This is a genomic window from Spongorhabdus nitratireducens (assembly GCA_947387575.1).
GTDB lineage: Bacteria > Pseudomonadota > Gammaproteobacteria > Pseudomonadales > Endozoicomonadaceae > CANDOC01.
Map to the genome: position 1 here is coordinate 54,055 of CANDOC010000010.1, position 13,258 is coordinate 67,312.

The window sequence follows — 13,258 nt, forward strand, 5'->3', positions numbered from 1 at the left end:
GTGCACAGAAAAAGGAGCCAAAATCCCTGAAATCGTCACTAAAATACGCAAGCCCGGATGGGCTGTCGAGTTAAAAAGCGTAAGGAGTTGTTACACCTACTATGATCAGGGGCTTTAACCGTAAGTAACCCCTACAGCTTTACGCCCCAGCAACTCCTTCAACCGCTGCAACAGCTCATCATCAGCCTGTATTTTCCAGTTGTCACCGAGTCTCATCCGGGCCGAAGCATCCGGTCTCAGGTATTCAATAACAACCGGCGATTCCCCCCGGTACTCAGATAACAGACTCTCCAGCCGCTGTGAAATTCCCTTATCGCACTGCTCCTGAGTTAACAGCAGTTCAATACCCTGGGAAAAGCGGGCCCGGGCCTCATTAATACTCATCACATTGCGGGCTCTGGCCCGTAATGAGCCAGAGTAGTCGTCATGGCTAACCTCGGCTTCAACCACAATCAGGCTGTCCTTGGTCAACAGATGCTGGAACTGGTTATAGTTGTCAGCAAACAGTGAGACTTCAATCCGCCCGGTGCGATCATCCAGCGTTACAAACGCCATCTTGTCGCCGCGCTTGTTGCGCATGACCCGCAGCCCGACAATCAGGCCGGCAATATTGATCGCATCCCGGCCCGGTTGCAGTGAGCTGATACGGGTACGGACAAAATTACGAATCTCACCTTCATATTCATCAATCGGGTGACCGGTCAGATACAGACCCAGAGTATCCTTCTCACCCCGCAGCCGTTCCTTATCACTCCACTCAAGCGTGCCGGTAAACTTGCCATAGCCTTCTTCCGGTGCAGCCGGGGCCAGATCACCAAACAGATCACCCAGTCCTGCACTCTGGCTGCGGGCTTTCTGCTCTGCAGTTTTAACCGCTTCCTCCATACAGGCGTCAAGAATGGCACGACTGTGATTCAGGTTTCCGCTCTGTCCCTGATCCGGTCCGACATTATCCAGCGCACCGGAACGTACCAACGCCTCCAGACAACGCTTGTTAACCTTGCGGCCATCTACCCGCTGACAAAAGTCGTATAAGTCACGGAACGGGCCGCCACTGGTTCGGGCCTGAACAATCTCCTCAATCGGGCCTTCACCTACGCCCTTGATAGCACCCAAACCATAAACAATATGACCTTCCTCGTTTACACCGAACATGAACTCACCGCTGTTTACATCCGGCGGCAAGACTTTCAGCTTCATGTTGCGGCACTCTTCAATAAAGGTCACCACCTTGTCGGTGTTCTGCATATCAGACGACATTACTGCCGCCATAAACTCGGCAGGATAATGGGCTTTGAGCCACAGGGTCTGATAGGAAACCAGGGCATAGGCGGCAGAGTGCGATTTGTTAAAACCATACCCGGCGAATTTTTCCACCAGGTCGAAGATTTTCATCGCCAGCTCGCCATCAACCCCTTTGGATTTAGCACCCTCTTCGAAAATAGAGCGCTGCTTGGCCATCTCTTCGGGCTTTTTCTTACCCATCGCCCGGCGCAGCATGTCAGCACCACCCAGGGTGTAACCCGCCAGCTCCTGTGCGATCTGCATGACCTGTTCCTGGTACAGGATAATGCCGTAGGTCGGCTCCAGAATTGGCTGCAACCATTCATGCTGGTACTGGGCATCCGGATAAGAGATAGCTTCCCGGCCATGCTTACGGTTAATGAAGTTGTCTACCATGCCTGACTGCAGCGGCCCCGGACGGAACAGGGCCACCAGAGCGATAATATCTTCAAAGCAGTCCGGCTGAAGGCGTTTGATCAGATCCTTCATACCCCGGGATTCAAGCTGAAAGACCGCTGTCGTTTCACTTGATTTCAGCAGGTCATAGGATGTCTTGTCTTCCAGGTTAATCTGCATGATATCCAGCGGCGTTTTGCCTTCACGTTCCAGCCGCGGATTGATCATTTTCAGCGCCCAGTCGATGATGGTCAGGGTTCGCAGGCCAAGAAAGTCAAACTTGACCAGTCCCGCGGTTTCCACATCATTCTTGTCATACTGGGTTACCAGCCCCTGACCGCTTTCATCACAGTACAGCGGCGCAAAATCCGTCAGTTTGGTCGGAGCGATTACCACACCACCGGCGTGTTTACCGACACCCCGGGTCACCCCTTCCAACTTGAGCGCCATATCCCAGATTTCCTGACCAGCCTCATCATTGGCCAGGAATTCCCTGATGGTTTCTTCCTGATCCCAGGCTTTCTGCAGGGTCATACCCACTTCAAACGGAATCATTTTCGACAGTTTATCTGCCAGACCGTAAGACTTGCCCTGCACCCGTGCCACGTCGCGCACGACCGCCTTGGCGGCCATGGTACCAAAGGTAATGATCTGGGAGACTGCGTCCCGACCATAGGTCCGGGCAACATAATCGATAACCTTGTCGCGGTTCTCCATACAGAAGTCGACGTCAAAGTCAGGCATGGAAACCCGTTCAGGGTTCAGGAATCGCTCGAACAGCAGGTCGTATTCAATGGGGTCAAGGTCAGTAATCTTCTGGGCATAGGCCACCAGCGATCCGGCACCGGAACCACGGCCAGGCCCTACCGGAATGCCGTTATCCTTGGCCCACTGGATAAAGTCCATTACGATCAGGAAGTAGCCGGGGAATCCCATCTTGAGGATGATATCCAGCTCAAAATCCAGTCGTTCCCGATACAGCTTATCCTTTTCGGCATACTCCGGATCATCCTTTTTCAGAATCACCTCAAGCCGTTCAGTCAGACCATCGTGAGAAAACTTGCGGAAGAACTCGTCCATGGTCATACCTTCCGGCACCGGGTATTCCGGCAGGAAGTATTTACCCAGCAGCACATCAAGGTTACAGCGTCGTGCAATCTCGACGGTATTTTCAATCGCCTCGGGAATATCGGAAAACAGCTCGACCATCTCTTCCGGTGTTTTCAGATACTGCTCTTCCGAATAGTTTTTCGGACGGCGCGGATCATCCAGCGCCCGGCCTTCACCGATGCAGACTCTTGCTTCGTGAGCCTCGAATTCATCCCGGGTCAGGAACATAACATCATTGGTAGCAACGACCGGGCACTGCATTCTGTCAGCCAGCGCCACAGCAACATGGACATACTCTTCATCCCGTGCCCGACCGGTACGTTGCAACTCAAGGTAAAAACGTCCCGGGAAGACTTCCATCCACTCCTGCAGGCAGTCATCAGCCAGCCCGGGATTACTCCCCATCAGCGCCATGCCCACTTCCCCGAGTTTGCCACCGGAGAGAGCAATAAGGCCTTCTGCTTTCTGTTTCAGCCATTCACGCTTGATCAACGCCTTGCCGTAATGCTGGTTCTGCTGGAAGCTGTCCGAAATCAGTTCCATCAGATTGCTGTAACCTTCCTTGTTCATGGCCAGCAGCACCAGACGAGTGGGCTGCTCCTCGGTATCAATATTCTCCAGCCAGATATCACAACCACAGATTGGCTTGATACCCGCGCCCATCGTGCCTTGGTAGAAACGAACCAGAGAACACATATTGGACTGGTCAGTCAGGGCTACAGCCGCCATGCCCTTGCTCTCAACAGCCTTGATCAGCGGCTTGATACGAACAAGGCCATCCGCCAGGGAAAATTCAGAGTGGATACGCAGGTGAACAAAGGGGACCGACATGGCACAGATACTGGTACAGGAATGGATTAACCAGTGTATCAGAGGATATAGCGGGGCAGGAATACAGAAGGCAAGATTCATTCAAAGCCGGCAGCACCGACTTTGAATGAGCAGAACAGTAATCAGGCTACGGCACAGTCGTGATGTTCAATTTCACGTTCAACCGGAAGCGGCCGTCCTTCATCATCAATGGCGACGTAAGTAAACAGACCTTCTGTCACCTTGATCCGGGAATGGTTATAGGGCATACCCATAGCCCAGACTTCGATTTTGATCTGCATTGAAGTCCGGCCCACTTTAATAATATCGGTGTAACAGCACACAACCTGCCCCACCTTGACCGGCTGATGGAAGCACATGGATTCGACAGCCACCGTCGCTACCCGACTCTGGCTACGTACCTTGCCTGCCATACCACCGGCAATATCCATCTGGGACATCAGCCAGCCGCCGAAAATATCACCATTGGGGTTGGTATCGCCCGGCATTGCCAGAGTGCGAAGTGACAGTTCACCCTGAGGTTGATTCATTAGCATGAAGCTCTACAAAAAGAAGGGAGGTGTCACACATATTAGTCGTGCGACACCCACTCAACAATGCGGGAGATTACGGTGAAACCGGGGCTTCAAGCAGTTGTGCTACCGGTTTGAACGAACGACGGTAGATCGGGGTTGGCCCCAGCTTGCGCAGTGCTTCCAGATGGGTTTTGGTCGGATAGCCTTTGTGGCCGGCAATGCCATAACCCGGATACTGCCGGTCCAGCTCCAGCATTTCCCGGTCACGGGCAACCTTGGCTAGAATCGATGCGGCCGAGATTTCAGCAATACGACCATCACCTTTTACTTCAGCTCGTGCCTCACAAGGGAGCTTCGGGCAACGATTGCCATCGATCAGGGAAAGATCAGGTTTCACTGACAAACCGGCTACCGCACGCTGCATCGCCAGCATAGTCGCATGCAAAATATTGAGCTGATCAATCTCCTCGACTTCTGCCCGGGCTATACACCAGCTCAGTGCCCGCTCCTGAATAATATCGAACAGTGCTTCACGGCGCTTTTCTGATATCTTCTTGGAGTCTGCCAGCCCTTCAATCGGCCGTTCCGGATCCAGAACCACCGCTGCAGTGACCACAGGTCCACAAAGTGGCCCTCTACCTACTTCATCAACACCACAGATAATTTGGGGAGCATTCTGGACTGAATCATCAGTAGCAAACAGATCATGCTGCACTACCAGCACCTCCTTGCGGATTATCTTCAGGAGGACCTGACTGTAATGGAGTCTGATCAACCAGATTCAGCACAGTCTCTGCAGCAACCTGACTGGCGTTACACTTAAGCAGTTTATGCAGCTCCAGAAAACGTTCCTTCAGTTCAGCCCGTTCTTCCCTGTTCTGCAAACTATGCTCAATGGCTTCTGCCAGCCTTTCAGGCGTAGCATCATCCTGAATAATTTCAGGAATCAGGGTTTTTCTGGCCAGCAGGTTTGGCAGTGAATACCACTTGGTTTTCACCAGCCGCTTGGCGATCAGGTAAGTCAGGCGAGCCAGCCGATAGCTGATAACCATCGGTTTCTTGAGCAACATGGCTTCCAGAGCAACAGTACCTGATGCCAGCAGCAAGGTATCTGATGCTGCCATTACATCATGGGACTGCCCTTTTAACAGTTTTACCGGCAGGTCCGGATATTGCTTCAGCATTTCTGCCAACTGGGCATAGCGCTGCTCATTGGCAGCCGGCATTAAAAACCTGAGTTCGGGGTTATGCTGAACCAGCTGTGAGGCTGTCTCCAGAAAAAGAGGAGCCAGTCGTTTAACTTCTCCGCCACGACTGCCAGGCAGAATACCCACAATCGTCTCTTCAGTTGCGAGTTCCAGTTTCTGGCGGGCTGCTGCAGTTTCATCTTCAAGTGGCAGAGAATCTGCGAGCGGGTGACCGACAAAGGTGACCGGAACCTGATGCTCCTTATAGAAATCGATTTCAAAAGGCAGCAATGCCAGCAGATGATCACAGGCTCGACGAATCTTTTTGACCCGACCCTGTCGCCATGCCCATACCGACGGACTGACATAATGCACGGTACGAATACCCTGCTGCTTCAGGCGAAGTTCAAGGCCCAGATTAAAGTCCGGAGCATCAATACCGACAAAGACATCCGGTCGGTTTTCAGCAAAATGCTCAACCAACCTGCGGCGAATGCCAAACAGCTCCTTTATGCGACCAAGAACTTCTACCAGCCCCATAACCGATAAACGTTCCATCGGCACCAGAGACTGAAAACCCTGTTCAATCATCAATGGGCCACCGATACCGGTAAAGCTGGCATCAGGGTATTGTTTCCGGATTGCTGCAATCAGACCTGCACCGAGGATATCGCCGGATGCCTCTCCGGCAACAATACCAATAACAAGCGGACGCTTAGCCTCCTTCACGGGCATCTGGGGCATGGCAGGCTCGGTCATATCAGCGAATAATACCGCGGGTAGAAGCTTTCAGGGATTCTATATACAGCGCAACTTCAGGGATATCGGCATACTGTTCGAGCTGTTCCAGCGCCTCGGTCAGCTTCAACCCCTGACGGTAAACGATCTTATAGGCAGTGCGCAGAGTGCGAATCAGGTCTCTGCTGTAGCCACGACGACGCATACCTTCAAAGTTCATACCCTGGGCTTCTGCCGGGCTGCCTGCAGCCATAACAAACGCAGGTACGTCCTTGAAGATGGTCGCATTACCGGCACTCATGCTGTAGCTGCCAATCTTGCAGAACTGATGCACACCGGTGTAGCCACCCAAAATGACATTGTTTCCGACTTCAACATGTCCGGCCAGAGACGTGTTATTGGCAAAGATATTGTTATCACCAACCATGCAGTCATGAGCCACGTGAACATAAGCCATCAGCAGGTTATTGCTGCCGATACGAGTCAGGCTGTTGTCCTGGATAGTGCCACGATGGATAGTGCAACCTTCTCGAATGGTATTACCGTCACCAATTTCCAAACGGGTCGGTTCACCCTTGTATTTCAGATCCTGGCAGTCTTCTCCAACAGAAGCGAACTGGTAAATCTTGTTATTACGGCCGATTGTGGTTGGTCCCTTGATAACAACATGTGAGTTGATAACGGTACCCGCACCAATCTCAACATCCGGACCAATAAAACTCCACGGACCAATCTGAACGTCATCGGCGATAACGGCACGTTCATCAACAATAGCGCGTGGATCAATATTCATAGAAGAAGACGCCAAGACTACAGTTCCTTTCTGGCACAGGTGATTTCAGCAGAACAGGCGATTTTACCATCAACCCGTGCCTCACAGACAAATTTCCAGATATCGCGACGTTCAGTCACAAAGCGGGCATGAAGATCGAGACGATCCCCCGGAACAACCGGCCGCCGGAAACGTACTTTATCGGCTCCGGCGAAATAATATACGGTATTTTCTTCCCGCTCCGAGCCGCACATGCGGAAACCCAGAATACCGGCCGCCTGGGCCATGGCTTCAATAATCAGCACGCCTGGCATAATCGGGTGATCGGGGAAGTGACCATTGAAATAATCTTCATTGGCAGACACATTCTTGAAGCAGTTGATTTCATTCGCCTCAAGGTCAAGATCGACAACCCGGTCTACCAGAAGAAAGGGATAGCGCTGGGGCAAAAACTTTTTGATTTCCTGAATATCCATCATGATCTGCATATCTTATTGATTTAGCGCTATGAAACCCTGCGCCGAATTCAGCGCCCCTCTGGATACCGCACTTGAGTCAAGCGCCATGGTTCAGAGTGCATCCTTTTACAAACAGGGCCTCAGCAGATGAGAAGACCGGCTGATTTAGCAACCGGCCTATTGGAACAACGTCAAGACCACATTGGCAATGCGTTCTTTCAACATCAGGCCGTAATAAATCACTACAATATTACAACAAATTACGGCTTGCCCTAGTACTCAATGACAATTTGTTTGTTGTATTCCACTGGTGATTCGCCACGGAACATCAACATTCAGGAACTTATTCTTCAGATTTGAGCTCAGCCAATTGCTTTTCAAGCTGCTTGACACGACTGGACATGTCATCCAGTTGTCGAAGGCGTACAACCTGACGTTTCCAGTCCCGGGTAGGCATATGAGCACCGGTACCGGAGGAGTAACTACCCGGCTCGGTAATGGACTTGGTGACCATTGTCATGCCGGAAATATGGCTACCGTCAGCAACTTCAATATGGCCTACCAATCCGGCACCACCTGCAATAGTACAGTGCTTTCCGATTCGGGTGCTGCCGGAAATACCCACACAACCGGCAATGGCAGTATGCTCACCAATGACAACGTTGTGAGCGATCTGAATCAGGTTATCCAGCCGGGCACCTTGCTTGATCACCGTATCATCCAGTGCTCCGCGATCAATGGTGGTATTGGAACCAATCTCTACATCGTCTTCAATAACAACACCACCAATCTGGGCAATCTTGTGCCAGTGACCTTTTTCATTGGCGTGACCAAAACCGTCGGAACCAATAACAGCACCACTGTTAATATAAACCCGTTCCCCAATCACTATGCCGTGGGTCACGGTAACATTGGCACATAGACGACTGTCAGCACCAATTCGGCTGTCACGACCAACGACACAGCCGGCGTCTATACGTACACCGGCAGCTATACTGGCACCAGCTTCAATAACGACATTTGGACCAATACTGGCAAGCGCATCAACTGAAGCCTGCTCATCAATAACTGCAGAAGGGTGAATACCCGGTTCAAAACCGGCATACGCATCAAACAGGTGGGAAGCTTTGGCATAAGCCAGATAGGGGTTGGGTGCTACCAGGGCATTTCCGGAAAACTCACCCGCTACAGCCGGTGACAGTATCACGGCTCCGGCTTTGGTGGTTTCGAGGTGTCCCTTGTATGCAGGATTGGCCAGAAAGCCAAGCTGATCCGCCTGAGCATTCTGCAGTGTCGCCAGCCCTTTAATTTTTAAATCGCCATTCCCGTGCAGCTCGGTGCCGAGCAACTGTGCCAGCTCGGACAACAGAAATTCGGGTTGCTTCATGTAATTTCCGTGACTCATTTACTGAAAAAGAATTTTTCCTCACCCGCAGGAGACGAAAAATTCTTTTTCATTGAACAATCGCTTTGTTACCCGGTTTGCACCGGGTATCAAGGGTTTATTTCTTGGTCTGTTCGTTCAGCTTTACAATCACCTTGCGGGTGATATCCAGATCCGGATTAACATAGCGAACAGCATTTTCTTCCAACACCAGATCCAGCTTTTCAGTGGAGGCTACAGCGTCAATGGCCTGCTGCAGGATCGGACGCAGACGGCCCAGCTCTTCCTGGTCAGCCTGACCTTTTTCAGCCTGGTAGCGACGGGACTGAATCTGGAAGTCTTCAATACTGCGGCGCAGTTCCAGCTCACGCTTGTTCAGCGCTTCCTGACTCAGGGTCGGCGCTTCCTGCTGCAGCTTGGCTTCCATATCCTTGAGGCTTTTCTCCATATTCTGGAGTTCTTTCAGCTTGTCACCAAAGCGTTGCTCGGCAACCTTGGCATAGGCACGGGCGGCGTCGGACTCCATCACAGCCATCTGGCTGTTAATTACACCGATACGTGCTTCAGCAAAAGCGAGGGAAGAAGACAGGCCCAGGGCCAGAACCAAACCGGCAATAATACTACGCAACATTATTCTCCAAATTTCAGGATATGCCTGCTAGCAGACAGTGCCAGCAGGCAACAAGTTCAATATCAGAACGGTACACCCAGCGAGAACTGGAATACCTGGGTTTCGTCATCGTCTTTCTTGTTCAGCGCCTTGGCCAGGTTGAAAGAAAGCGGTCCCATCGGGGTAATCCAGGTCAGGCCAACACCGGCAGAATAACGTAATTCACTCAGTTTGGTTTTGCTGCAGGTCTTGTAGGGAGCCGTAGATTTGGAATCACCTACCTTGCCACAGTTCGAATCAAACACGTTACCCATATCGATAAACGCAGAGGTTCTCAAAGAACGCTGATCCTTGACGAACGGCACCGGGAACAGGACTTCAACGGTACCTTCAACCAGCACGTTACCACCAATTGGATCATGGTCGTCACGCTTCTTGTTCCAGGCACGCGGGCCGAGGGTATTGTCCTTGTAACCACGTACAGAACCAAAACCACCGCTGTAGAAGTTTTCAAAGAACGGATAATCACTGGTGCTGCCATAAGTACCACCGTATCCCAGTCGGGTCGCCAGACGCAGGGTAAACTGCTTGGTCAGGGGACGGAAATACTGGCCACGGTATACCAGCTTGTAGGTATGCAGATCACTGCCAGGAACGCTGGCAGAGAAAGACAGACTCTGGGAGTAACCACGATCCGGCAACAGACCACGGTTCAGTTCAGATTCAGACCACCCCAGATTAACCTTGAAGTTATTGAAGTTCTTGCCTTCCTCTTTCAGGTAATCGGTAATCACCTGGGCAGTATCAGTACCATCATTGATCTTGGTGCCGTCGAAGCCAAAGCCGAAATTAATCGCCTGAGTCTCGGACAGGGGATAACCAAAGCTCATACTGGCGCCCCAGGTATCCGAGGTATAGGTACTGATGTCAGAGTCTTTATAGTTTGAAGCGCTGTAGAAAACGTCGTAACCGCGGCTTACACCATCAACAGTAAAGTAGGGATCGTTGAAGCTGAAACGATACAGCTGGCGTACATCACTCTTGTTCAGTGCTACAGAGACCCGGTTACCGGAGCCCAGGAAGTTCTCCTGGGTAACAGAACCACCCAGCAACAGACCTTCACCCTGAGAGAAACCGACACTGGCAGTCACACTACCTGAAGGTTGTTCTTCAACGGTGTAATTAACATCGATCTGATCGCTGGTTCCCGGAACAGCCGGCGTTTCAACACTGACTTCCTTGAAGAAGCCCAGACGTTCCAGACGCACTTTGGACTGTTCAATCTGTGCAGTATTGGCAGAACCACCTTCCATCTGACGCATTTCCCGACGCAGCACTTCATCATCGGTCTTCAGGTTGCCAGAGAAGTTGATTCGACGAACATAGGCACGACGACCCGGCTCAACGAAGAAGGTCACATCAACCGTTTTATCTTCGTCGTTCTGACGGGGAATAGCGGTGACGTTGGCGAAGGTATAACCCTCGTTACCCAAACGACGGGAAATAAATTCTTCGGTGTTGGTCAGCAACCGGCGGGAGAATGTCTGCCCGGATTTAACCAGGGTCAGCTCACGGATTTCTTCCTCAGGAACAATCAGGTCACCGGCCAGGTTAACTTCATTGATGGTGAATTTATCACCCTCATCAACGTTGATGGTGATGAACACCTGTTCCTTGTCAGGAGAGATCGCAACCTGGGTAGAGGAGATATTGAAGTTGATATAACCGCGGTCCAGATACCAGGAACGCAGTCGCTCGATATCACCGGACAGTTTTTCACGGGAGTATTTGTCGTTATTGGAGTACCAGGACAGCCAATCAGAAGGACTCAGCTCGAACAGATCCAGCAGATCTTCCTTCGGGAACAGGTGAGCGCCCACAATATTCATGTGCTTGATCGCTGCAACCTTGCCTTCTTTTACATCAATAGTGATGCTGACACGGTTACGGGGGCGTGCTTCAACCTTGGTCTCAATGCTGGCACCGTAGCGGCCCTGAGCAACGTACTGGCGCTCAAGCTCGAGCCTGATTGCTTCCAGCGTAGCCTGCTGGAATATTTCACCTTCAGACAGACCGGCTTGCTTCAGACCTTTCAGCAGGTCTTCGCTTTTGATGGCCTTGTTGCCCTTGATGTTAATGTTACTGATGGAAGGTCGCTCAACAACAGAGACAACCAGAACTTCTCCATCCTGACCAAATTCGATATCGGAAAAGTAACCGGTGCGAAACAGTGCTTTGGCAGCACCGGCAACGGCTTTGCCGTCAACATCATCACCCACACTGACCGGCAGCGCATTAAAGACAGTGCCGGCTGACACCCTCTGCAGCCCATCGATACGAATGTCCGAGACGACAAAAGCGTTAGCTACGCTGGCACCGAGTGCCAGAGAGCCGCAAAGCAAAGACAACAGAGATCGCTTCATGGAATCCGTTCTTCCTGACGACAACCAAGTATTCATTTTCAGAGTTAATAAGCGCTGTGCTGCAACACTTTACAGCTATCAAACCATACCCGCATAACAGGCCATTTTTTTACAGCAAGCAAATGTACTCCGCCGACCTTCATAACCGGGCCAGATCGTTATATAGCGCCAGCAACATGAGGGAAACAATGGCAGCAATACCAATGCGTAATCCAATCATCTGCGCCTGTTCAGACAAAGGCTTTCCCCGTACCAGCTCGACCAGGTAATACAACAGATGACCACCATCAAGCACCGGTACCGGCAGCAGGTTCAAAACCCCCAGACTGATACTGAGCATGGCCAGAAAATTAAGAAAGCTTTCCAGACCGGATTTGAATGACGCGCCCGCCACTTTAGCAATCGTTATCGGCCCGCTCAAGTTTTTCACTGAAACCAGCCCCTCAATCATTTTCTTGATCGAGTCAAGTGTCAGGGTTGTCAGCGATACGGTATCCCTTAAAGCAGGTCCAAATGCAGCCAGAGGACCGTACTGCATATTGCGGATCATATCCGGTGGCATCTGCCAGGGCTCGGCGCCGGCACCGATAAAACCGATCACCCGGCCATCACCCAGATCTTTTTCTCCGGGCGTCATTTCCAGCACCAGTGGCAGGTTTTGTCGCTCTATCGCCACCTGAAGCGATTTCAAGGGAGCGGAGCGTACTTGCTCGACCCACTGCACCCAGTCAGCAACGGGCTCACCATTGACGGCAACAATTCGATCACCTGACTGCAAACCTGCTGCTGCTGCCGCGCCATCCGGCAACACCTCGCCAATCACCGCGGGAATGATCGGGCGCCAGGGTTCAAGTCCGAAACGTGAAACAGGATCAGGCTGTTCTTCACCGGTCAACCAGTTGCTTACCGGTACATCATAGGTTGTAACTGCAGCATCGGGATTATCATGGGGACGAACCTGCAGCTGGATATTGCCGGTTTCTCCCAGGGGACGCAGCAATGCCAGATTAACGGCATACCAGGAAGCGGTTTTTTCACCATTGATGGCAACGACTTCCTCTCCCGGCTCGACACCGGCCTGCCACGCCGGAGATTCCTGCCGCACATCACCAATGACAGGAACAACAGTACTTACGCCGAGTACATACATACCCCACAACACGACAATGGCAAGTAGAAAGTTAGCCAGCGGACCGGCAGCAACGATCAACATTCGCTGCCATACAGGTTTGTTATTGAAGGCTTCATGCTGTAGCTCGGGAGGTACTTCACCTTCCCGCTCATCCAGCATTTTGACGTATCCGCCAAGAGGAATCAGGGCAATAACATACTCGGTACCCAGCTTGTCACGCCAGGTATACAAAGCCTTGCCGAAGCCCACGGAAAATCGCAGCACCTTGACACCACAGCGGCGGGCAACCCAGAAATGGCCGAACTCATGAAAGCTGACCAGCAACCCCAGCGCAATAATAAAAGCCAGCAGTGTCTGCAGGTTTTCCATCAATGACTAACAACCTCTTGTTTTTTCGAAGTACCGGTTTTTAGCAAAT

At 51.6% G+C, this 13,258-nt stretch carries 10 protein-coding genes; all 10 read right to left on the reverse strand.

Features of this window, described 5'->3' with window-relative positions; genetic code table 11:
• Positions 1-114 precede the first annotated feature (114 nt).
• Positions 115-3,621, reverse strand: coding sequence for a DNA polymerase III subunit alpha (gene dnaE, locus ACYZZ0_RS17685; RefSeq protein ID WP_461537974.1), 3,507 nt, complete (start codon positions 3,619-3,621; stop codon positions 115-117).
• Between the two features lie 122 nt (positions 3,622-3,743).
• The gene (locus tag ACYZZ0_RS17690) at positions 3,744-4,151 is read right to left on the reverse strand and encodes an acyl-CoA thioesterase (RefSeq protein ID WP_461537975.1); all 408 of its coding nucleotides are present in this window, start codon (positions 4,149-4,151) and stop codon (positions 3,744-3,746) included.
• Between the two features lie 76 nt (positions 4,152-4,227).
• Entirely contained in the window at positions 4,228-4,851 is a 624-nt protein-coding gene (gene rnhB, locus ACYZZ0_RS17695; protein ID WP_461537976.1) for a ribonuclease HII, read from the reverse strand.
• Positions 4,841-6,067 (reverse strand): lipid-A-disaccharide synthase, encoded by a 1,227-nt coding sequence (lpxB, locus tag ACYZZ0_RS17700; protein ID WP_461537977.1) that lies wholly within the window; start codon positions 6,065-6,067, stop codon positions 4,841-4,843. Before lpxB ends, rnhB begins: the two co-directional genes overlap by 11 nt.
• Positions 6,068-6,083: 16 nt before the next feature.
• A complete protein-coding gene (lpxA, locus tag ACYZZ0_RS17705) occupies positions 6,084-6,854 on the reverse strand; it encodes an acyl-ACP--UDP-N-acetylglucosamine O-acyltransferase (RefSeq protein ID WP_461538111.1) in 771 nt (256 codons plus the stop codon).
• A 17-nt stretch (positions 6,855-6,871) separates the two neighbouring features.
• Positions 6,872-7,312 carry a 3-hydroxyacyl-ACP dehydratase FabZ gene (gene fabZ, locus ACYZZ0_RS17710; RefSeq protein WP_461537978.1) on the reverse strand — a complete coding sequence of 147 codons (441 nt, stop codon included), beginning with the start codon at positions 7,310-7,312 and terminating at the stop codon, positions 6,872-6,874.
• A gap of 322 nt (positions 7,313-7,634) precedes the next feature.
• Positions 7,635-8,678 carry a UDP-3-O-(3-hydroxymyristoyl)glucosamine N-acyltransferase gene (lpxD, locus tag ACYZZ0_RS17715; protein ID WP_461537979.1) on the reverse strand — a complete coding sequence of 348 codons (1,044 nt, stop codon included), beginning with the start codon at positions 8,676-8,678 and terminating at the stop codon, positions 7,635-7,637.
• A 115-nt stretch (positions 8,679-8,793) separates the two neighbouring features.
• Entirely contained in the window at positions 8,794-9,306 is a 513-nt protein-coding gene (locus ACYZZ0_RS17720; RefSeq protein ID WP_461537980.1) for an OmpH/Skp family outer membrane protein, read from the reverse strand.
• Positions 9,307-9,368: 62 nt separating this feature from the next.
• The gene (gene bamA, locus ACYZZ0_RS17725; RefSeq protein WP_461537981.1) at positions 9,369-11,708 is read right to left on the reverse strand and encodes an outer membrane protein assembly factor BamA; all 2,340 of its coding nucleotides are present in this window, start codon (positions 11,706-11,708) and stop codon (positions 9,369-9,371) included.
• Between the two features lie 139 nt (positions 11,709-11,847).
• Positions 11,848-13,209: a sigma E protease regulator RseP gene (rseP, locus tag ACYZZ0_RS17730; RefSeq protein ID WP_461538112.1), complete on the reverse strand. Its 1,362-nt coding sequence runs from the start codon at positions 13,207-13,209 to the stop codon at positions 11,848-11,850.
• Positions 13,210-13,258: the final 49 nt, after the last annotated feature.

Excerpts from the sequence above, each read along its gene's own strand:
- bamA (WP_461537981.1), bottom strand. The coding sequence starts at position 11,708 with ATGAAGCGATCTCTGTTGTCTTTGCTTTGCGGCTCTCTGGCACTCGGT.
- lpxA (WP_461538111.1), bottom strand. The coding sequence starts at position 6,854 with ATGAATATTGATCCACGCGCTATTGTTGATGAACGTGCCGTTATCGCC.
- lpxB (WP_461537977.1), bottom strand. The coding sequence starts at position 6,067 with ATGCCCCAGATGCCCGTGAAGGAGGCTAAGCGTCCGCTTGTTATTGGT.
- ACYZZ0_RS17720 (WP_461537980.1), bottom strand. The coding sequence starts at position 9,306 with ATGTTGCGTAGTATTATTGCCGGTTTGGTTCTGGCCCTGGGCCTGTCT.
- lpxD (WP_461537979.1), bottom strand. The coding sequence starts at position 8,678 with ATGAAGCAACCCGAATTTCTGTTGTCCGAGCTGGCACAGTTGCTCGGC.
- fabZ (WP_461537978.1), bottom strand. The coding sequence starts at position 7,312 with ATGATGGATATTCAGGAAATCAAAAAGTTTTTGCCCCAGCGCTATCCC.
- rseP (WP_461538112.1), bottom strand. The coding sequence starts at position 13,209 with ATGGAAAACCTGCAGACACTGCTGGCTTTTATTATTGCGCTGGGGTTG.
- ACYZZ0_RS17690 (WP_461537975.1), bottom strand. The coding sequence starts at position 4,151 with ATGAATCAACCTCAGGGTGAACTGTCACTTCGCACTCTGGCAATGCCG.
- dnaE (WP_461537974.1), bottom strand. The coding sequence starts at position 3,621 with ATGTCGGTCCCCTTTGTTCACCTGCGTATCCACTCTGAATTTTCCCTG.